Origin of the sequence: Polaribacter haliotis (assembly GCF_014784055.1) — a bacterium.
GTDB classification, from domain to species: Bacteria; Bacteroidota; Bacteroidia; order Flavobacteriales; family Flavobacteriaceae; genus Polaribacter; species Polaribacter haliotis.
On sequence record NZ_CP061813.1, the window covers coordinates 1,239,365 to 1,261,086 of the forward strand.

17 protein-coding genes are annotated in these 21,722 nt (G+C 30.8%); all 17 read right to left on the minus strand.

Annotation, left to right across the window (positions count from 1 at the left end):
- Window positions 1-105: 105 nt before the first annotated feature.
- Entirely contained in the window at window positions 106-2,064 is a 1,959-nt protein-coding gene (locus H9I45_RS05160; protein WP_088353038.1) for a heavy metal translocating P-type ATPase, read from the minus strand.
- A gap of 29 nt (window positions 2,065-2,093) precedes the next feature.
- Window positions 2,094-2,618 (minus strand): methyltransferase family protein, encoded by a 525-nt coding sequence (locus H9I45_RS05165; RefSeq protein WP_228455058.1) that lies wholly within the window; start codon window positions 2,616-2,618, stop codon window positions 2,094-2,096.
- 123 nt (window positions 2,619-2,741) lie between these two features.
- Window positions 2,742-3,158, minus strand: a complete 417-nt coding sequence (locus H9I45_RS05170; RefSeq protein ID WP_088352994.1) for a Fur family transcriptional regulator — start codon at window positions 3,156-3,158, stop codon at window positions 2,742-2,744.
- 3 nt (window positions 3,159-3,161) lie between these two features.
- Window positions 3,162-4,367, minus strand: coding sequence for an efflux RND transporter periplasmic adaptor subunit (locus H9I45_RS05175; RefSeq protein WP_088352995.1), 1,206 nt, complete (start codon window positions 4,365-4,367; stop codon window positions 3,162-3,164).
- A gap of 4 nt (window positions 4,368-4,371) precedes the next feature.
- Window positions 4,372-8,706 (minus strand): CusA/CzcA family heavy metal efflux RND transporter, encoded by a 4,335-nt coding sequence (locus tag H9I45_RS05180; RefSeq protein ID WP_088352996.1) that lies wholly within the window; start codon window positions 8,704-8,706, stop codon window positions 4,372-4,374.
- 119 nt (window positions 8,707-8,825) lie between these two features.
- On the minus strand, window positions 8,826-9,137 hold the full coding sequence (locus H9I45_RS05185; protein WP_088352997.1) for a DUF6660 family protein: 312 nt from the start codon (window positions 9,135-9,137) through the stop codon (window positions 8,826-8,828).
- A gap of 116 nt (window positions 9,138-9,253) precedes the next feature.
- Window positions 9,254-9,652 carry a heavy-metal-associated domain-containing protein gene (locus tag H9I45_RS05190; RefSeq protein ID WP_088352998.1) on the minus strand — a complete coding sequence of 133 codons (399 nt, stop codon included), beginning with the start codon at window positions 9,650-9,652 and terminating at the stop codon, window positions 9,254-9,256.
- 31 nt (window positions 9,653-9,683) lie between these two features.
- Entirely contained in the window at window positions 9,684-11,453 is a 1,770-nt protein-coding gene (locus tag H9I45_RS05195; protein ID WP_088352999.1) for an efflux RND transporter periplasmic adaptor subunit, read from the minus strand.
- A 2-nt stretch (window positions 11,454-11,455) separates the two neighbouring features.
- Window positions 11,456-12,166 carry a PepSY domain-containing protein gene (locus H9I45_RS05200; RefSeq protein WP_088353000.1) on the minus strand — a complete coding sequence of 237 codons (711 nt, stop codon included), beginning with the start codon at window positions 12,164-12,166 and terminating at the stop codon, window positions 11,456-11,458.
- A 2-nt stretch (window positions 12,167-12,168) separates the two neighbouring features.
- The gene (locus H9I45_RS05205) at window positions 12,169-14,646 is read right to left on the minus strand and encodes a heavy metal translocating P-type ATPase (RefSeq protein WP_088353001.1); all 2,478 of its coding nucleotides are present in this window, start codon (window positions 14,644-14,646) and stop codon (window positions 12,169-12,171) included.
- A gap of 13 nt (window positions 14,647-14,659) precedes the next feature.
- Entirely contained in the window at window positions 14,660-16,009 is a 1,350-nt protein-coding gene (locus H9I45_RS05210) for an APC family permease (protein ID WP_088353002.1), read from the minus strand.
- Between the two features lies 1 nt (window position 16,010).
- Complete coding sequence (locus H9I45_RS05215; RefSeq protein ID WP_088353039.1) at window positions 16,011-16,844, minus strand: universal stress protein; 834 nt, start codon at window positions 16,842-16,844, stop codon at window positions 16,011-16,013.
- A gap of 6 nt (window positions 16,845-16,850) precedes the next feature.
- Complete coding sequence (locus tag H9I45_RS05220; RefSeq protein ID WP_088353003.1) at window positions 16,851-17,342, minus strand: YybH family protein; 492 nt, start codon at window positions 17,340-17,342, stop codon at window positions 16,851-16,853.
- A gap of 20 nt (window positions 17,343-17,362) precedes the next feature.
- The gene (locus H9I45_RS05225) at window positions 17,363-17,920 is read right to left on the minus strand and encodes a potassium channel family protein (protein WP_088353004.1); all 558 of its coding nucleotides are present in this window, start codon (window positions 17,918-17,920) and stop codon (window positions 17,363-17,365) included.
- 260 nt (window positions 17,921-18,180) lie between these two features.
- Window positions 18,181-18,633, minus strand: a complete 453-nt coding sequence (locus H9I45_RS05230; protein ID WP_088353005.1) for a heme-binding domain-containing protein — start codon at window positions 18,631-18,633, stop codon at window positions 18,181-18,183.
- Window positions 18,634-19,248 carry a DUF3347 domain-containing protein gene (locus H9I45_RS05235; protein WP_088353040.1) on the minus strand — a complete coding sequence of 205 codons (615 nt, stop codon included), beginning with the start codon at window positions 19,246-19,248 and terminating at the stop codon, window positions 18,634-18,636.
- A gap of 44 nt (window positions 19,249-19,292) precedes the next feature.
- Window positions 19,293-21,713: a multicopper oxidase domain-containing protein gene (locus H9I45_RS05240; protein WP_088353041.1), complete on the minus strand. Its 2,421-nt coding sequence runs from the start codon at window positions 21,711-21,713 to the stop codon at window positions 19,293-19,295.
- Between the last annotated feature and the right edge of the window lie 9 nt (window positions 21,714-21,722).

The following is a 21,722-nucleotide window of genomic DNA, read 5'->3' on the forward strand; positions in this document are numbered from 1 at the left end:
TCTGTAAAAAATCATACCAATATCTAAATTAGTATGATTTTAGTTATCACTTTATTTATCGCACATATTTATATTTCATTAATATTTAATTTATGGAGTTGTTTTTTAATTCACACTCCATTTCATTTTCTGTAATCTCACAGCATTTAAAATAGCTAATAACGCAACACCTACATCTGCAAAAACGGCTTCCCACATTGTAGCTAATCCACCAGCTCCTAAAATTAACACAATCACTTTTACACCAAATGCTAATCCAATATTTTGCCATACAATTTTTCTTGTAGAACGACCAATTTGAATTGCTTTTATCACTTTTGAAGGTTGATCTGTTTGAATAATAACATCTGCTGTTTCAATAGCAACATCGCTACCTAAACCACCCATTGCAATACCAACATCACTTGCAGCCAAAACAGGCGCATCATTAATTCCATCACCAATAAAAGCAATCTTATTTTCTGAATTTTGTTTTAATTTTTCTACTTCATTCAATTTATCTTCTGGCAATAAACCGCCTTTAGCTTTTTCAATATTTAATTCTGCTGCTACTTTTTGCGTAATAGAATCCTTATCCCCAGAAAGCATCATTATTTTTTTAATACCTACTTTATGTAAATTGGTAATTGTTTCTTTTGCATCTTCTTTTAGTTCATCTGCTATCACAACATAACCTGCAAAAGCGTTATCAATAGACACTAAAACAATAGACTCTACAATCGTCTCAATTTCTTTGAAAACTTCGATATTATTTGTTGTCATTAAGGCTTTATTACCCACTAAAACAGGTTTGCCATTTACGTTTCCTTTTAATCCTTTACCTGCAATTTCCGATACTTCTGAAGCTTGAAAATCTTTACCATCTGCTTTATATTCTAAAATAGCTTTTGCAATAGGATGTGTAGATTGTTCTTCCATTGCCATTAGGTATTTCATAAACTCTTTTTCTTCCCAATTAATGGCTTTAATTTCTTTAATTTTAAACACTCCTTTTGTTACAGTGCCAGTTTTATCCATTATCAATGTATTTATCTTGGTCATAGCGTCTAAAAATGAAGCGCCTTTAAACAATATTCCATTTTTTGAAGCTGCTCCCAAACCACCAAAGTATCCTAAAGGAATAGAAATAACCAAGGCACAAGGACAGGAAATTACTAAAAATATTAATGCACGATATAGCCAATCTCTAAACACATAATCATCTACAAAAAAGTATGGTAAAAATGTTATCGCAATAGCCAAATAAACCACAATAGGAGTGTAGATACGAGCAAATTTTCTAATGAATAATTCTGTTTTAGATTTACGAGCTGTTGCGTTCTGCACCATATGTAGAATTCGAGAAATTGAACTATCCTTAAATTCTTTTGTAGTTTCGATTTCTATTACACCATCCATATTAATGCTACCGGCAAATACTTTTTCACTTTTTGAAATCGTATCTGGCTTGCTTTCACCAGTTAAAGCTGCTGTATTGAAAGACCCTTTTTCGGATAATAAAATACCATCTAAAGGAATTTTCTCACCAACACGAACCTTTACTTTTTCGCCTATTTCAACTTCTTCAGGGTTAACAGAAACATAATCATTATTCCGATAAACCAAGGCTTCCTTTGGACGAACGTCGAGTAAAGCTTTGATATTACCCTTGGCTTTATTTACTGCTGCAGCTTGAAATAGTTCTCCAACTGCATAAAAAAGCATTACTGCCACACCTTCAGGAAATTCGCCAATTACAAATGCGCCTATTGTTGCTATCGACATTAAGAAAAACTCAGTAAAAACATCGCCTTTTTTTATGTTTTTCCAACCTGCTTTAACCACAGGGAAACCAACAGGGAGATAAGCAACTCCATACCAAATAATTCGTTGCCAATCATTAAAGAATAATACCTTAAAATAATCTAAAGCTATCCCTATTATTAGCATTGTAAAACTAATTATGGCAGGAAAATACTCTTTGAAATTATTTGATTGATTATTATGGTTGTGACCATCATTGTGATTATGTTCTTTTTCTGAATCAGGTTTTAAGTCATTTAAACTAACTTTCTTTTTATTTATCATTTTTTAATTCTTTAGATTAGAAAAATTTATAACCAACGTCTTACTTTTTTTGCATACTCTAAATAAACGTTCCCAAATTCTCGTTTTAAAAACTCTTCTTCTAATCTAATTTGCGTATTAATGCTTATTGTAGATAAAGAGAGTATCAATAATGTAAAGGCATTTGGAATTACTAAAAACAAGCCAATATTTGCCATCATAATTCCGAGAAAAATCGGGTTTCTTGAAATTGAAAAAAATCCTTTGGTTACTAATTTTGTTTTGTTCTTCTCATCAATACCAATTCTCCAGGAATTAGCCATTTGTGATTGAGCAAACCAAACTACAAATAGAGAAATAATTAATAATATCCAACCTACTTTAAATAAGGTATCACTTTCTAAATACCAAAAAATTAGTAAATACTTGTACCATTCAATTTTAAAAGCATAAATACCTACAACAAATAGTTCCAATAAAGATATTATAGTAAATACTTTACCGTTATAACCGTGTGCATCATCTGTTTTGTTAAAAGTTAATGGATTGATGCCAGTCTTTATCTTTAACAAAACTGACCTAATTACAAAAACTAATAAAAAATATATTAGAAAGTATATAAATAACATCATTGCGTTTTTATTTAAATATTAAAAGGTAAAAATGCTTAAAAAAAAGATGCAATGGAAGTGCAATTATTGTCCACTACATTTATCGCAAACCCCTTTTACTACTAAATTTACATTTTCTGAAACAAAACCATCTGGCACTTTTATCTGCGGTATTTTATGTTCTGTTAGGCACACTGTTTCGTTACAATTATTGCAATGAAAATGTAAGTGTAAATCTGTTTCAATTTCACAATTGCATCCGTTTTCACATAAGGCATATTTAGTAATACCTGTACCATCATCTATTTGATGTACAATCGCTTTTTCTTCAAAGGTTTTTACTGTTCTATACAATGTAGTTCTATCTGCTTTTTCAAAAGCATTTTCTATATCACTTAATGTAACTGCTACTTGTTTATTAGCAAGGAATTTATAAATTAATAGACGCATTGCTGTAACCCTTATCTTTTTTGATTCTAAAAGTTGTTCTATTGTTTTCATAGTTTAATGTTCGTGTTCTGCGTCTCCTTTTTTCATTTCAGCCATTAAATAATATGCATTGTTGTATGCAAATTTTGTGGATTTGTCTAATTTTCGAGTAAATTGAACAGCTAGCCAATTACCATCTTTAGCTCCTAAAATTACTTCAACAGGCTTAAAACTCCAATCATCATTTTCTTTTTTTACTGAAAAAACATAAAATTTATCACCTTCTTTTATGACAGCACTTTCTGGTAATGCCCTTGATGCTGTATTGTCGACTTGAATTTTACCTTTTATATACATACCTGGAATTAAATTTCCTTTTTTGTTTTCAATTTCTGCGTGAACGTGAACAGCTTTAGGATTATCTTCAAATGTTTTACTTACAGAATAGATTTCTGCAGATAAATCTTCTTCTGTATTGGATTGTAGATTGAATGTCACTTTCTGACCTTTTTTAACTTTATAAACATCTTTTTCAAACACCATTAAATCTGCGTGCACGTGATGTGTATTTACAATTTCGAAAAGCTCTGTTTGTGGTTCTACATATTGCCCTGTTTTAACTTCAACTTTTTGAACAAAGCCTTCTATTGGACTTCTTAATGATATTCTTTGAGCAATTGTACCATTTTTTACCAATGATGTATTTACATTTAATAGTTTTAATTGTGCTTCTAAGCCGTTTGCCATCGCTTTAGAAGCATCATATTCTGCTTCAGCTTTTTGAAAATTTGCACCAGAGCCAACTCCTGCATTATATAATTTTTGTTGACGTAAGTAGTTCTTCTTTAAAAAATTACTGTTACTATAAGCATTCAAATAATCAGTTTGCATTTTTATGATATTAGGATGTGATAAATAGGCAACTACTTGACCTTTGTTTACTTTGTCGCCTTCAATAACATTTATAGATACTACATTTGCACCAACTACTGAAGTTATTGCAGCTTCGTTTTGAGGAGGTACTTCTAATGTACCATTAGCTTCTACATACCCAACCAAATTTCTTAAGGCTATTGTGTCAATTTTCATTTTTAAAGTTTCAAATTGCTTTTGTGAAAGCAGAACTTCTTCCTCATCACTATGAGCTTCTTTGGTTTCTGACTTTATATTATCGCTGTGCAAATGTGCATCTTCATTCTTTTGATTCTCCTTATTTCCACAAGCAGTAAGTAAAAAAGAAACAGTTAGTAATGTTAAGATTATATATCGTGTGTTTTTCATTTTCTTAAAGTTTAAAATATTGTAATTGGAATGTGCTTTCTAAATAATTTATTAATGCTTCTTGTGCTTCTATTTCAGATTGAATAGCTTCTTTTATGAGTAGTGTAAACCTCGTGTAATCTATCTCTCCTTCTTTATAAGCAAATAAAGCTCCCACTTTTTGTTCTTTTACAAGAGGTAACACCTCCATTTTATAGAAGAACCAAGCTTTTTTCCATTTTTGATAATTCTCTTTTGATTGTTTAAACTTCGATTGTACTTCTTGTTTTTTAAACTGAATGTTGGTGTCAGCAATTTCCTTATCTATTCTTGCAGTTTTAACTTTTGCTTTATTTGTACCTGATAAAAAAGGAATTGAAATACCTGCTTGATATGTGTAAAAACCTGAATTTCCATTTACTTTTTGTAAACCACCTTGTAGGTTTAGTTTTGGTAAATTATCTGCTTTTGCTGCCTTATAATTTGCTTCTGCTTCTGCAAATTGTGATTGTGCCAAAGCATACAAAGGATGTTTTTCTGGGTTAAAAGCGTCAACATCTATTTCAGGCGATATTTCAAAATTATTAGGAACGGTATAGAAAGTATTAGTAACTAGCCATAAATTTAGTTGTTGTAATGCAATCCTAAATTCTCTTTTTGATTGCATCAACTTGTTTTTAATCTTTAGTACTTGAGTTTTAGCTGCAGAGTATTCTAATTTAGAAATAGCTTCTACTTCATAATTTAATGCTACTGCTTTTTCAAAAGTTGAAAAAATAGAATCTAACTCTTTGAATAAATGATAATTCCTTTTACTTTGTAGTGCATTTGCCCACGCTTTTTTTACTTCCAATTCTAAATCTAATTCTGAAAGAATAAATGCTTTTTGAGCTAATTGAATGCGTTGTTTTTGCAAATGTTTTTTTACAGAAATACCAAACACATCAATGTTGTTTTGACCAATACCTATAGTTGTATAAATGCCATTCCCATTATTAACTTCTTCACCTCCTGTAAAAATTTGAGTAGTACCAAAATCGTAAGCTGTATTTTTAAGCTGCTCTTGTTTGTTGATTTCTAATTGCTTTTGTTTCAATAAAGGGTAGTTTTCTTTGGCTAAATTCACAGCTTCTTGCATCGAAATAACTGGCAACGTATCATTGATATCTTGTGCGTTTCCTTTTGTAGGTAACAAAAAGAGAAAAACTACCATAGCTGTTGCTGCAATCATTTTTTTGTTAGCTCTCAATTTGAATGATTTGTTTTCTACCCAATGATATAAAATTGGTAAAACGAATAATGTTAACAGTGTAGAAGTTAGTAAACCACCAATTACAACCGTTGCTAAAGGTCGTTGCACTTCTGCACCAGCTGATGCCGAAATTGCCATCGGTAAAAAACCTAAAACATCTGTAAAAGCAGTTAACATAATTGGTCTAATTCTTCGTTTTGTGCCTTCTATAATTCTATCTTTTAAATTGGTTACACCTTCTTCTTTTAGTTCATTTAAACCACTAATCATAACCAATCCGTTTAAAACTGCAACACCAAATAACACAATAAAACCTACACCTGCAGAAATACTAAAAGGCATATCTCTTAACCATAATGCAAAAACACCTCCAATAGTTGCCATTGGTATTGCGATATAAATCATTAAAGTTTGAGGTAATGATTTTAAGGCAAAATAAATAAGTACAAAAATTAATAATAATGCAATTGGTACCACTGTTAGTAAACGATTACTTGCGCGTTCTAAATTCTCAAAAGCACCACCATAACGTATAAAATAACCTGTTGGTAATTCTAATTGGGCATCTAACTTTGATTTTATTTCCATTACTAATGATTTTACGTCACGTCCTCTAACATTTATTCCAACATAGGTTCTCCTATTTGTATTATCTCTACTTATTTGCATTGGGCCAGCTTTATAACTTACATCTGCAATTTCACGAAGAGGAATTTGATTTCCAGAAGGTAAATTGATGTATAAATTTTGAACATCAGAAATATTTTTACGATTGGTAGCATTTAATCTTACTACTAAATCAAATCTTTTTTCTCCTTCAAAAATGATACCTGCAGTACCACCAGCAAAAGCAGATTGTACCAATTGGTTCATTTTATTTATTTGAAGGCCATATTGAGCTAATTTATTTCTATTATACGTTATTGTAATTTGTGGTAAGCCAGTTGTAGCTTCGGCTTTCATATCTCCAATACCTTCTGTACCTGCAATAATTTTAGATATTTCTTCTGCTTTTTGAGATAATACATTTATATCTTCACCATAAATCTTTATAGCTATATCTTCTCTAACACCTTCTAATAATTCATTAAAACGCATTTCAATTGGTTGGGTAAATTCGTAATTTACACCAGGAATTATTTCAACAGCTTCTTTCATTTGCTCAATGAGTTCTTCTTTAGAATTAACTGAAGTCCATTCACTTTTTGGTTTTAAAATCACAAAAATATCTGCAATATCCATAGGCATAGGATCTGTAGGTATTTCTGCAACACCAATTCGACTTACAATTTTTTCAACTTCTGGAAACTTTGTTTTAACAATTTGCTCAATCTTTGTTGTCGTTTCAATAGTTTCAGTTAATGAACTACCAGGTTTTAAAATAGCGTGAAAAGCAATATCGCCTTCATCAAGTTGAGGTATGAACTCGCCCCCCATTCTTGTAAACATAAAAACAGTAATTCCAAATAAAATAACAGAAACACCAATTATTAGTTTTCCCTTTTTTAATGCTTTTTCTAATATAGGTTGGTATTTATGTTCAACCCAATGCACAAATTTATCTCCATAAGATTTTTTTTCTGATTTTGGAGCTCTTAAAATTAATGCGGACATCATTGGTACATAAGTCAAACACAGCACCATTGCACCAATCATTGCAAAAATGAAAGTCAATGCCATAGGTTTAAACATTTTCCCTTCAATACCCTCTAATGCCAATATTGGCAGAAATACGATTAGAATAATAAGCTGACCAAAAAAGGCAGCATTCATCATTTTTTTTGAAGCATCTGCTGCAACGCCATCACGTTCTTTGGATGTTAATTTCCTTTTCTTTAATATTTTTGATGCAATGAGAAAAACGGTGCTTTCTACAATAATTACTGCGCCATCTACAATAATACCAAAATCAATTGCACCTAAACTCATTAGATTCGCCCAAACATCAAATCCATTCATCAATATAAAAGCAAATAATAATGATAGCGGAATGGTTGATGCAACGATTAAGCCACCACGCCAGTTTCCTAATAAGAAAATAAGGACAAAAATGACTATCAATGAACCTTCAATAAGGTTTGTTGCTACAGTTGATGTTGTTTCAGCTATTAGTTTACTTCGGTCTAATAAAGGTTCAATTATCACACCTTTTGGCAAAGATTTTTCAATTTGAGCCATTCTAACTTTAACATTTTCTATTACATCATTAGAATTAGCGCCTTTAAGCATCATTACCAAACCACCTACAACTTCTCCTTCGCCATCTTGTGTTAATGCACCATAACGAATAGCAGCACCAAATTGTACTTTGGCAATATCGCCAATAGTAATAGGAATATTATTAGTGTTTTTTACAACAATTTTTTTTATATCATTTAAACTACGAGCTAATCCTTCTCCACGAATGAAATTAGCTTGATGATTTTTTTCGATATACGCACCACCAGTATTTTGGTTGTTATTTTCCAGTGCTTCAAAAACGTCGGTAATGGTTAGTCCAATCGCACGTAATTCGTTAGGGTCAACAGCGACTTCATATTGTTTTATTTTACCTCCAATTGCATTTACTTCTACAACACCTTCTACCATCGCCATTTGACGTTGTACAATCCAATCTTGCATCGTACGTAAATCAGTTACAGAATATTTATCTTTAAATTCAGGTTTTACTTTTAATGTATATTGATATATTTCGCCTAAACCTGATGAAATTGGACCCATAGAGGGTTCACCAAAACCAGCAGGTATTTGTTCTTTGATGTCGTTCAATTTTTCAGCAACTAATTGACGAGGTAAATATGTCCCCATATCATCGTTAAAAACAATAGTAACTACAGACAAACCAAAACGAGATACAGAACGAATTTCTTGAACATTAGGTAGGTTACTCATAGCAATCTCTACAGGATAAGTAATAATTTGCTCAATATCTTCTGTACCTAAATTTGGTGCTTGAGTAATGACCTGTACTTGGTTATTTGTAATATCTGGAACTGCATCTATTGGTACTTGGGTCATACTCCAAATACCAGCTCCGATAATGGTAAGCGTTAGCAAACCAATTATAAATTTGTTATTGATTGAAAAATCAATGATTTTATTAATCATAGTGAATATGTTAATTCAGTTAAACTTATTGATATAATTCGTAAAAAAAATAGAATTACACGAGATTTAAAGAACCTTTAGGTTCTAAATTGGATATAATTATCCTTTGAAAAACTGAATTAAGCCCTTGGTGGCTGTAAAATTGAAGAAGTAAAGTCTTTTTCTGTACCATTTTGGTAGAAAAAGTCTTGGGTAGAAATGTAGTATGAGATAATATTTACATCTACAAATTTGAAATCTATTGTATTAATATGACAACATTGACAAATACAAAAAGGAGAGCATAAGTCTAAATCTTGATGTTGATGATCACTGTTTGTTGCTTGTAAATTTTCTGTTTTAACCTCATTATCAAGCGCAGCATAATCTTCGCAAGGTGCTAAATTAAGAGCTAAAATATAAAGCGATAATATGAAGGTTAAATATTTCATTATAGCAAAGATATAAATAAATTAATGCAATGGTTGTGCAAATAATAAAGCTTAACTAATAGTTTTGGAAGAAGTGCTTTTTTATAAAAAAAAATACACTTCTTCCCTAAACAGTTTTATTGGTTCATTTCCATAGAATGATCATATTTACAACAACCAGGTAGCCCCTCATAAGCATCTAAATCTCCATTCACTTTTTCAGTATCATAACCAGAAGCTGCAATTGCTTTATGAATTGACATTACATCTGTTTTTCCTTCATCAAAGGATACTTTTATTAGCTTTTTATCTTTATCCCAATTTGCATTTGCTATACCCTCAACACTATTTGCTGCTTTTTCAATTGTTCTTTTACACATTCCACAGTTACCTCTAACACCAAAAGAAATATCTTTCATTGCCATTTCTTTAGACATTGTAGTAGTTGCTGAATTTGATTCTTTTTTGGCTTCGTTTTTACAACTAGTAAACACTATTGCTATAATAACTACCATACTTAAAATTACTTTCTTCATTGTTTTAAAATTTAATTATTGATTGACTTTATTACTCTAATATTTGTTTTACTTCTCCACAGCTTAACATTGCCTGACCATAATAAGGATTTGTTATTTTTTGCTGTTTGCTTAACCAATATGCCCCTTTATTGTTATTTGCCATTGGGCAAAATTCTACAAAGACTTTTTTATTAACTCCAAATAGTTTTATTGCACTAATTAAGTGCGATGAAAGATGCTTAAAATGCTCTCTTTGTATTTTGATATCAGAATTTTTTGAAATTGAGTTGGCAGAAGTTTTTATTTCTTTTTCTAATGACATCCAATGATTATGAGCGTTCTTATCCGTTAATTGTTTCATATCAACTTTAGATATATTTTCTAATATTTCTGTTGATGCTATGATTGCATTATTAGCATCCTCATTAACCAATTCATCTTTTAATTTTATGTAGCTATTAAATACATTTTCTAACTGATTTTGAAAAATCTTTGAAACTTTGATACGCTCATTCATTTTAGAGTGGTCTTTTTTATTGGTTTTGGTAGTTTCCATACCTAAATGACCTTCGTGACCTGTCATTACTTTACCACCCACTTTATTCATCATAGATTTCTTACCTTGTAATTGCGCTGCTGCATCAATAGTGAAAACACCATTTGTTACAATTTCATCACCATTACTTAAGCCCTCTAAAACTTCATAACTATCACCTAATTTTTTTCCTAACGTAATTTCACGCATTTCAAAAACTGGCTTAGTTGTATTTTGTTTTATATAAACAACAGATCTTTTTCCTGTCCATAAAACAGCAGAAGAAGGTATGCTTACAGTATTATTTTTGTTACCTGTTCTATTTTTGATTTTAGCTTCAACAAACATTCCTGGTTTAAACTTATTATGCTTGTTATTTAAAACAACTCTTAATGTTACTATTCTTGTTTTGGTATTTAAAATTGGGTCTATAAAATCTACTTTCCCTTTAAACTCTTCATTAGCATAAGCATTTGTTGATACCATAACTTCTTGCCCTTTTTTAAAGTTGTTTATTTGATTTTCATACACATCAAAATTACCCCAAACTGTACTTAGTTTTGAAATCTTTAAAAGTGGTTGCCCTTGTTTTATATAATCACCTTGCTCTACTAATTTTGCTGAAACTGTACCAGAAACTGTTGCATACACAGGGAAGTTCTCTATTACTTTTCCTGAAGCTTCAATTTGGGTTATTTGCATATCATTTAGTTTCCAAAGTTTTAATTTACTTTTTACAGCTTTATATAGAGTAGGTTGTGATTCTTTTAAATTAGCTGCAGTAATTAGTTCTTGTTGAGCGGCATATAACTCTGGAGAATAGATAGTTGCCAAAAGTTGTCCTTTATTAATTTTTTCACCAGTAAAACTGACATTTAATTTCTCTATCCTTCCAGAGAAATAACTAACTTGAACTGCATTTGATTCTTCATTTTCTACAATTTTTCCTGACAGTTTTATAAAATTGTCTTGCTGATTGCCTTTGTCTACTATTGAAGTTTGAATGTTTGCCAGTGCCATTGCATTATTTGATAACATAAATTGATCTGCCAATAAACCATCTGAATTACTTGCAGCTGGAATTAAATCCATACCACAAATTGGGCAATCTCCAGGTTCTGATTTCATAATTTGAGGATGCATAGAACACGTCCATTTTTGGTTTGTATTTGTTGTTTCATTATGATTGTGTTGAGGTTCTTGAGTTGATGAATTACCAAAAAGTATCCACCCTAATACTAGACCAATAGCTAATATTCCGATATAAATTGCGTATTTTTTCATTTCTAAATTGATTGTTTTTTTAATTTTTTTCTAATTGTAGGGGATGAAGTAAACCATAATAAAAACCCACTTAAAACTGTGATTAATCCTAAAAGTGAAAAGGCTCTTAAAACGATAGTATTAAAATTATCTCTACCTTCATAATCCATTGTGTGAGTCATCCATAAAAAATCAAACCATCTCCAACTTTGATGTCTAACAGTTTGAAATTTTCCATCTTTTATGGATACATAGGCTTTTATGTTCTCATCATTTGCGTAGGTAATTACATAAGCAGGTAGTAGTTTTTCTCTGTATTCGTGATGTTTTCCTGTTTTATCAATTAAATTGATGTCAACTACTTCTAAACCCTTTTTCATATAGTTTTTAGCTACATAAAGGGCTTCTTCTTTAGTGATTTCAGCTTTTAAACTACCATCAATAGCATTGTATAATTGTTCTTTGTTAATCCAATAAAATGGGGAATTATTAATGTCTCTCAACTCTATAGAATTGATACCATTTTGAATTTTTAAATCTGATGGACTAATAAGATTGTTAAATGCCTGTGGTTGATATTTTAAATTTTTGAATTGATCTCCGTGAATTTCATCAATATCTGACCAACTAAAATATAAACCACTAATTGTCCAAAATAAAAATTGAACTCCTAAAAACAAACCTAAGTAACGATGTGTCTTTCTAATTTTTAATGCTGCTCGTCTGTTTACCATTGTTATAATTTAATATTTCTTAACCTTAAAGAGTTTACAATTACAGAAACTGAACTAAAACTCATAGCTGCAGCAGCAATCATTGGAGATAGTAAAATTCCGAAAAATGGAAATAATAAACCTGCAGCTACTGGAACACCCAGAATGTTGTAAATGAAAGCAAAAAACAGATTTTGTTTGATATTTTTCATTACTCCTTTACCTAGGTTTATTGCTTTGACAATACCGAGTAAATCGCCTTTAACTAATGTTACTTCACTACTTTCTATAGCTACATCAGTACCTGTTCCCATTGCAATACCTATATTAGCTTGTGCTAATGCAGGAGCGTCATTAATACCATCACCTGCCATTGCAACTATTTTTCCTTGAGATTGTAATTCTTTAATGACATTTAATTTATCTTCGGGCAAGCATTCTGCTTGAAAACTAGCTAAATTTAATTGGTCTGCAACATATTTTGCAGTTCGCTTATTATCGCCAGTTAACATAATTACTTCTATGCCTTGTTTTTGTAATAAGCTTATTGCTTGTTTACTGGTAGCTTTTATAGCATCAGTTATGGTAACATAACCTACCACAATTTGATTAATAGCTATGTAAGAAACTGTTTTACCTTGTTCTTGTTCTGTAATAATTTTAGTATCAAATTCAGAAGTAATTTTTGCTTTTACTAACTCCATTAATTTTTTATTACCAAGCGCAATTTTCTTATTTCTAACCGTACCAATAACACCTTTGCCCATAACAGCTTCAAAATCTTTTGATTCTAGAAGTTTTATATTTTTTGATTTTGCAAAATTTACAATAGCTTCAGCCAAAGGGTGTTCACTGTATTGGTTTAAGGAAGCAATACCTTGTAATAAGTTTTCATCAAATGTGCCAGCTGTATTTATTACTTTTTCTACAGATGGTTTACCTTCTGTTATTGTTCCTGTTTTATCAGTGATTAGTACATCTACTTTATTTAAGTTTTCTAAAGCTTCAGCATTTTTGATTAAAACACCATTTTGAGCACCTTTACCCACACCTACCATTACTGACATTGGTGTTGCTAAACCTAAAGCACAAGGACACGCAATAATTAATACTGCAATAGAATTTACAAAAGCAAAAACCATTGCTGGTTCTGGTCCAAAATAACGCCAAATGATAAAAGTAATAGTGGCAACAAGAATAACTACTGGCACAAAATATTTAGATATTTTATCTGCTAATTTTTGTATAGGAGCTCTTGAACGACTTGCATTGTTAACCATATGGATAATTTGAGATAACAAGGTTTCTGACCCTACTTTTTCTGCAATCATCACAAAAGATTTTGTACCGTTAATTGTACCAGAACTAACAGCATCATCTATCTTTTTATCCACAGGAATAGGCTCTCCAGTTATCATAGATTCATCTATATTACTATGACCTTCTGTAATTTTTCCATCAACAGGAATTTTATCTCCTGGTTTAACACGAAGGAAATCTCCTTTTTTAATATTATGAATTGAAATAATCTCGTCACCTGATTCTGTAACTAAAGTTGCTTCTGTTGGTGCTAATTTTAATAGTTCTTTAATTGCACCATTTGTTTGACTATGTGCTTTCGCTTCTAACAATTGACCTAATAAAACAAGTGTAAGAATTACTGTTGTAGCTTCAAAATAGACGAATACTGTACCACTTTCCGTTTTAAATTGATCTGGAAATACATCTGGAAAAAACATTGCGACTAAACTGAATAACCAAGCAACCCCTGTACCTATACCAATTAGTGTGAACATATTAAGATTCCAAGTTTTTATACTTTTATAGGCACGTTCGAAAAACATCCAACAAGTATAACATACTACAGGTAGGGATAGAATTAACTGTATCCAATTCCAAGTAAATTGAGAAAACATTTTTGTTAATGGGTTTCCTGGAATTAAATCTGCCATTGCAATTATGAAAATAGGCACAGTAAATAGTACAGAAATTTTCATTTTTTTAAGCAAATTTTGGTAGGTTTTATCTTTTTCGTTTTCTGAAGGTTCTATTGCGACTAAATCCATTCCACAAATAGGACAGTTTCCTTGTTTATCCTTTATAATTTCAGGATGCATAGGACACGTATATTTAGTTGTTACTTGTAGTTTTGGTTGTTCAACTAAATCCATTCCACAAACAGGGCAACCTACTTGAGAATTATATGTTTTATCATCTTCACAATGCATTGGACAATAAAAAATACCATTACCTTCTTCAATAATTTTTACTTCTTTATGCTTTTTATGACCAGGCATTTCAATTGTATAATGTAACCCAGCATTCAATAAAGTTTCTTGTAATTTTTCTAAAGAAATATGTGAAGACATTTCTATAGCAACTGTTTTTTCTTTTAAAAATGCTTCTACTTTTGTAATCTCCTTTAGATTACTTAAAGCATTCTCTACATTGGTTTTACAACCATTGCAAGTCATTCCTTGTATATTATATGTATGTTTCATAATTTTTAAAGTTTTACATTTTCATCATTTCTTCATCACCCATTTTCATTTCCATATGCATATTCCCATTTTTATCTGTATGAGATTTCATAAAAATAAATTGAAAAAGAAAAACAAGAACAAATCCTATACCCGCTACTATGAGTACAAAAGGATCGTTTACATATTTTAAATAAATGAATGCTGATAAAATAACGATATCCATAAATATTGCTATTATTGGAATAATTGGATTAAATTTCACTTCTTTTTTAAGGTACCTGAAAAGCCCCCAATGAATTGCAATATCCATTATTAGATAAAAGATAGCACCAATAGAAGCTATTCGAGTTAAGTCGAATAGAATTGTTAAAAGTATTGCCAAAGAAACCGTAAAAATTAGCGCAGGGTTTTTGAGATTTTTAATTCTATTTAGGTTATGTATTTGTTTCATTTTACTTAACATTCCTAACATTCTTGAAGCAGAATAAACGCTAGCAATTACTCCAGAAACTGTAGCAATAATTGCAAGAAAAATAGTTAAAATAGAACCCCATTCGCCAAATATTGGTTTTGCAGCCGCTGCCAATGCATAATCTTTTGCTATAATAATTTCATCAATACTTAATGCACCTGCAACTGATAATGCTAAAATAACATAGATAATTGTACAAACTGCAATTGAAATAATTATAGAGCGACCAACATTTTTGTGTGGGTTTTTAATATCTCCTCCTTGATTTGTAATCGTAGTAAATCCTTTAAAAGCAAGAATTGATAGTGCCAATGCAGCTACAAACCCAAATCCTTCAGGTAAAGGTTGACTATTGGTTGGTAAATAATTTCCTGTTATTGTAGGTAAGCCTGAAATAATCAATCCAGAAATTGCTAATAATGCAATACCCACTATTTTAATAATTGCAGTAAAAGTAGCAGTTGCTTCAATAATTTTATTACCAGAAATATTTATGATATAAGCTGTACCAATAAGAACTACTCCTAATATGGATGTATACCCTGTATATTCTTGTGGGAATAAACGTAAAGTATAAGCACCAAAAGTACCAGCAACTAAACTTTCTGCAACCACCATTGATATATACATTAATAGAGAGAAAGAACCAGCAGCAGTTCCAGGCCCATACGCTTTTGTTAGAAATTTTGCGACACCACCAGAAGATGGATAGGCATTTGAAAACTTAACATAAGAATAAGAACTAAAACCTACTACAACTGCACCTGCAATGAATGCAATTGGAAACAAATCACCTACTAATTCTGCAATTTGCCCCATTAGTACGAATATACCAGCGCCAATCATTACTCCTGTACCTAACGAAACAGAGCCTAATAAAGATAGTTTTTGAGTATTTTCTTTTAACATTTTAAAGATGTGTTATGATTATCGGTTTTTTTGAATGGTTTGTCACACTTTCTGCAATGCTTTTAGAAAAAACACTGAAAACACCATCCCTCATATGACTATTCATTGCAATTAAATCCATATCATTTGATTCTTCAAAATTTTCAATACCACCTAGTACAGTAGATGAATTATAAATATGCATTTCAAAATTTTCTAATTTTGGAAATTGTTTAACAAATTTCTTTATGGATTGTAATCCATTATTTACGTTATTAGAAATTGAATCTGTATTTATATGAAGTAAATGAAGCTTAGCATTGATTTTTTTTGCTAAATTCAAAACCCTTTCAAAAGCATTAACCTCATCTAGGTTGTAGTCTGAAACAAAGACTATATTTTTAAAAGGGAATGTTACTTGTTCATCTTTCACAATCAAAATAGGCACGTGTGCTTTACGAATAATTTTTTGGACATTACTACCTAAAATTTCATTCAGAAAACCTTTTTCTGTTCCTTTACTACCAGTTATTATAAAATCGTGCTGAAAATCGTGCGTATGTGTGGCAATAGCATTGTTATCTGAGATGAATTCTAAAAAAGTTCTAGAGGTTAACCCCTTATCTACTGCTTCTTTATTAAATACTCTTAGGTTATTTTTAGCTTTCCCAATTTTTTTAAGTATTTCTGGGTAATTATGTTCATCAGTTTTATTAAGTTTCACCCAATCTACTGGTGTATGTAGTTGGTGTAGAAAATGAATTTCAGCCTTGTAAAGAACAGCCATTTTTATTGCTAAATGTGCTGCTTTTTGACAGTTATCTGAAAAATCTGTTGGAACTAAAATGTTTTTCATAATCAATTAGATTTTTAGTTTTTTAAACGAAGTATGAGAATGGATTATCTTCCATTTTCCATCAATTTTTTGCAATATTGATGTAGCTACTCCCTTACTTTTAATGGTTCTTTCTTTTGTGCCTTTGGTTTTATTCCCTTTTAGAACTATAGTATAGATATAATTTTCAGTTGTATAAGCGTATGGCGAATTTACAGTTGTCTGAATCTCATAATCAGAAAAAATAAAACTTTTAAAATGTCCTAATTCTGGCCCCAAATGGTGAGATATGTATTCTTTGTATGTACCTTCTAATTTTCCTTGTTCAAATATGATAGCATCTGGTGTAAAGAGTTCAAAAGTACCTTCTGTTGTTAAATTTTGTATTGCATCTTTATAAGCTTTCATTACAGCTTTTACTTCTTTTTTGTCTTTAGTGTAAGAGGTGTCCTGTGCATTCGTAAGATTAACTGTTAAAAGGAAAACAGTTAATAGTGTAATTAATTTAAGTATTTTCATGATTTAAGTTTTAAAAAGGATTATTTATTTACGTGAATTCTATTAATGTTTGCAATACCAAAAACTAAAACGAAAAAGCTTAAAACAACTTCTAAAATAACAATTAGTTTTCCTGCTATAGAAATGGGTACAATATCTCCATAACCAACAGAAGAAAAAGTTATAAAACTGAAATACAAAAACTCGAAAAATTGTAAGAAAAACGAGTTATTGGGAATCGTTTCGAATTTAAAATTTTCTGAATTTACTATATATAATGCCTGGTAATCTGCTGAAAATGATAGCACAATTAAAATAATTAAGATTCCAAATAAAGTAAGAATGTGTGTCAGTTGATGACTTTCTCCTATTATTTTACTTAATTGTGTAAAAGTTAACTTTACAATAAAAATGGTTTTAAAAAATGCCAAACTAACAATTAAAAAAGGTAGAAATATACTGTCAGAATCTACAACAATCCATAAGGTATAACTTAAAGATGAAGCAATAACTATACTGGTTGTAAGTATGACTTTTTTAAATAGTTGTTTATAAAAGTCTGTACTTTTAGATTTTTCTACAGTGTTTTCTTTAGGCATTTTAACTTATTTATTAACTAAATAATTGAAGTACAAATGCACCACCAACTATTAAAAATAATATTATATATACTATATAATTGAACCATTTTTTTATATTAGACTTATTTTCTGTGTCTTGAAAACCGTTTTTACAACATTCTTTCATTTTAATATTTTATTAAAATAATACCCAAAAATGAGAGTTAGACTGTATCCAATCAACCAAAAAAAATAAGACTTTCTCTCAAGTTCAAGTATCTTCTACTAATTTTTTATTTTTATAAACTATCTTTTAATTGGGCGATAAAATTGATTATTTCATTCGTTTCTTCGCTTGAGAACTTTGCATCTTTATGAATTAACGTGTAAGAATTTAATGGCATTTCTCCGCTTTCTATTTGTTTAATAATTGATTGTAATTTGCTGGCTTTTCTTCTGCTTGACAACGAACCCCATTCACTAAAATTCAATTCTGCTTTTCCGTTTTTAACATGATTTTCTAAAAACCAAGCCACTGGCTGTATTTTATTATACCAAGGATAGGCAGTATTATTACTGTGGCAATCATAGCAAGAAACTTGCAACTTATCTTGAATTTTTTTTGGCACATTATGAACCAACATAAAATCTGTTTTTGGCACAATATCACTTTGGTTGCGTTCTGTGGGAATAAATTGAATTCCCAGAAGAACTACCAATGCAACAATTGCTATGATTTTTAGAATTCTCATCTAGTTAAATTCTCTTTGCACTTTTCCGCATTTAAGCATTTTACTACCATAATAAGGGTTACGTACTTCTTTATTCATACTTAACCAAGCACTTCCTTTGTCATACATTGGGCAATATTGCTCATATAATTTATTAGAAGCACCAGTTATAGCAACCATATCTATAATGTCTTTACTTAAAACCTTAAAGTGTTCTCTTTGATGTGCTATTGGGCTTTTTGAAATATGCTCTGCGTGTTCTTTAGCATCAATAATAATATCTTTTAATTCTAATTTTTGAGCATCCGTATATTTAGAAACATCAAAATTGCTTAAACTTTTTTCTAATGAAGCACCCAATTCTTTTGCTTTTGATTCATCATCTGCAACTAAAGCATCTTTTAAATTGAAATAAGCGGTTAAAATTGCTTCGGATTCGATGTTTTCTTTTTGATTCACTGAAATTACGGTTTCTTTTTTATCCTTACTATGATGACCATCATTAGCATTGTGATTCATTTCTGAATGATTTACTTCATTTTTACTTTGTTCTTTCTTGTTGTTTTTACAAGAAATTGCTGTAAATGTTATTAATACAAGTGCTAAAATTGCTGTTGTTGTTTTTACTGTTTTCATTTTATTTGTTTTTAATTTTATATTTGATTTACTACTATTCATTCTTAAAATCTTACTGACAATCCACCTCCACCGCCAAAACGATTGTCGTAACTCGCCATTAAAGAGAAATTTCTTGATAGCATATATTCTGCTCCTGCGCTCCAAACTGTTTCTGAAGTAAAGTCTTTATTCATTGGTAAAGTGTCCACAAAGCCTAAATCTATTTGATATTCATAATAACCGAAAACAGATAGTTTAGGGAATATCATTATACTTCTTCCTAATCCAATTCTTGGTCTTAATTTATTATCTACTCTAACATCTAAATTGAATAAGTAAGGTGTTAAATAACGAAGACCAACAACTGCTGTAGTATTTAATTTATCTAAACTACCACGTGTTTCATTTTCTATATTTACCCCACCAAATACTCTTAAATAATCGTGTAGATAGCGTACATAAGTAAATTCTCCTTCCAAATTTTTGTTCCATCCGTATTCGAAAGATGCATTAAATTGATTTCTTAAATTAGATGTTGTTAAGTTAATTGCTGTGTTATTTGAAGCAATATCTGCCAATCCCCAAGAATACCATTTATCTGTTTCTGCGATAATTTTTGAAGCTGGAAATTCATCCATTCGTGGGTCTCTTGGCGTGTCATAAGACATTACTCTTGCCATACCACCCATCATATGGTAAAGAATATGGCAGTGGAAAAACCAGTCGCCAGCTTCATCTCCATTATTTCCATAAAACTCTAAAGTTACTTTTTGCATTGGTGGCACATTTACTGTATGCTTTAATGGTGAATAGTCTCCATTTTCATTTAATACTCTAAAAAAGTGACCGTGTAAATGCATTGGATGGTGCATCATTGTAAGGTTATTCAACGTAATTCTTGTTACCTCTTTATTATTTATTTTGATATTATCAGCTTCAGATAACGGAACACCATTCATACTCCAGATATAACGATTCATATTTCCTGTAAGGTTCAATAGAACTTCTTTTACAGGAACATTTTTATCGTAGTTGGTTTTCTCTGGCGACTTCAAATAATCGTAATTATATTCAGCAAATAAATCCATTCCTTCCATTTTCATTGCTGGCATAGTATTCTCTTTTTTCATACCCATTCCTCTCATATTAGAATGGTTCATTTTACTCATTGCTATAGTATCTTTTGGTTTGTTCATTTCCATCCCAGACATCTTTGAATGATCCATCTTCATCCCTTCCATTTTAGAGTGATCCATTGGCATAGTATCTTTAGGCATCTCCATTTTCATTTCAGGCATAGTCTTATCTTTCTTCATATTCATTCCTTTCATTTTATCCATCTGCATCCCATATTCATCTTTCATTTTAAATCGTTCATCTTTATTTGGATGATATTTTAATGCGTGTGCACCCATTTTCATATCCATTTTAGCCATTTTCATCATCATTCCAATTTTGTCTGGCTTCGGAATTTCTTGTGCTTTTAAAACTTTACCAGTACCCAAAAATGCGGATGCTGTTCCAGAACCATCTTGTGCTGTAATTCTGAATTCTATTTTTCCTTCTTCTGGAATAGTTACTATAAAATCATAAGCTTCTGCTATACCTATAAAAGTTTTATTCTTTTTAATAGGTACTACATCAAGGCCATCCGCCGAAACTAATAATGGATCTCCACCACCAAAAGTCATCCAAAAAGAAGTTGAAGCACCACCATCAATAATTCGTAATCTTACTTTTTCGCCCTGTTTAAATTCTGGATACTCAATGCTTTCTTCCCCATTAATTAAAAATGCTGGATAATAGACATCTGCAATATCTGCACCTTCCATACGTTGTCTCCAAAAATTAAGTTGTGCACCAAATGCACCACGAGCAATTACTTTGTTCAGCGGAGTAGCTGTTCCTTTTTTAACACCATACCATTCGTTTCCTCTTTTCAAATTTCGAAGCACGCTCATTGGTTTTTCATTTGTCCAATCTGATAGCATCAAGACTAACTCTTTGTCATAGTCTAAGACTTTTTCTTTGGGCTGAATAACAATGGAACCATAAACACCACTTTGCTCTTGTAACATTGTATGCGAGTGATACCAGTACGTTCCTGATTGTTTGATAGGAAATTCGTATTTCTGTGTATGTCCTGGTTCTATAGGTGGTGTATTTAAGTACGGTACACCGTCGTAAAAATTAGGAAGTAAAAGTCCGTGCCAATGTACAGAGGTTTCTACACGCATTTCATTTTTTACATAAATAACTGCATATTCTCCTTCTGTAAATTCTAAAGTTGGACCAGGAATTGTTCCGTTCACAGTCATACCCATAACATCTTTTCCGGCTTTATTTACGGTTGCTTCACGCAAAATTATTGTGTGCTCTTTTACTGGAAGGTTATTTATATTACCTTCTGTTGCACGTTTCTCTTGTGCAAAAACAACTGTAGTTAAAGCAATAAGAAAAATTGTAATTATTTTAGTTTTCATTTTAGTTTT

Excerpts from the sequence above, each read along its gene's own strand:
- H9I45_RS05180 (WP_088352996.1), bottom strand. The coding sequence starts at position 8,706 with ATGATTAATAAAATCATTGATTTTTCAATCAATAACAAATTTATAATT.
- H9I45_RS05235 (WP_088353040.1), bottom strand. The coding sequence starts at position 19,248 with ATGAAAACAGTAAAAACAACAACAGCAATTTTAGCACTTGTATTAATA.
- H9I45_RS05200 (WP_088353000.1), bottom strand. The coding sequence starts at position 12,166 with ATGGTAAACAGACGAGCAGCATTAAAAATTAGAAAGACACATCGTTAC.
- H9I45_RS05190 (WP_088352998.1), bottom strand. The coding sequence starts at position 9,652 with ATGAAGAAAGTAATTTTAAGTATGGTAGTTATTATAGCAATAGTGTTT.
- H9I45_RS05230 (WP_088353005.1), bottom strand. The coding sequence starts at position 18,633 with ATGAGAATTCTAAAAATCATAGCAATTGTTGCATTGGTAGTTCTTCTG.
- H9I45_RS05185 (WP_088352997.1), bottom strand. The coding sequence starts at position 9,137 with ATGAAATATTTAACCTTCATATTATCGCTTTATATTTTAGCTCTTAAT.
- H9I45_RS05225 (WP_088353004.1), bottom strand. The coding sequence starts at position 17,920 with ATGCCTAAAGAAAACACTGTAGAAAAATCTAAAAGTACAGACTTTTAT.
- H9I45_RS05175 (WP_088352995.1), bottom strand. The coding sequence starts at position 4,367 with ATGAAAAACACACGATATATAATCTTAACATTACTAACTGTTTCTTTT.
- H9I45_RS05215 (WP_088353039.1), bottom strand. The coding sequence starts at position 16,844 with ATGAAAAACATTTTAGTTCCAACAGATTTTTCAGATAACTGTCAAAAA.
- H9I45_RS05220 (WP_088353003.1), bottom strand. The coding sequence starts at position 17,342 with ATGAAAATACTTAAATTAATTACACTATTAACTGTTTTCCTTTTAACA.
- H9I45_RS05240 (WP_088353041.1), bottom strand. The coding sequence starts at position 21,713 with ATGAAAACTAAAATAATTACAATTTTTCTTATTGCTTTAACTACAGTT.
- H9I45_RS05170 (WP_088352994.1), bottom strand. The coding sequence starts at position 3,158 with ATGAAAACAATAGAACAACTTTTAGAATCAAAAAAGATAAGGGTTACA.
- H9I45_RS05195 (WP_088352999.1), bottom strand. The coding sequence starts at position 11,453 with ATGAAAAAATACGCAATTTATATCGGAATATTAGCTATTGGTCTAGTA.
- H9I45_RS05210 (WP_088353002.1), bottom strand. The coding sequence starts at position 16,009 with ATGTTAAAAGAAAATACTCAAAAACTATCTTTATTAGGCTCTGTTTCG.
- H9I45_RS05205 (WP_088353001.1), bottom strand. The coding sequence starts at position 14,646 with ATGAAACATACATATAATATACAAGGAATGACTTGCAATGGTTGTAAA.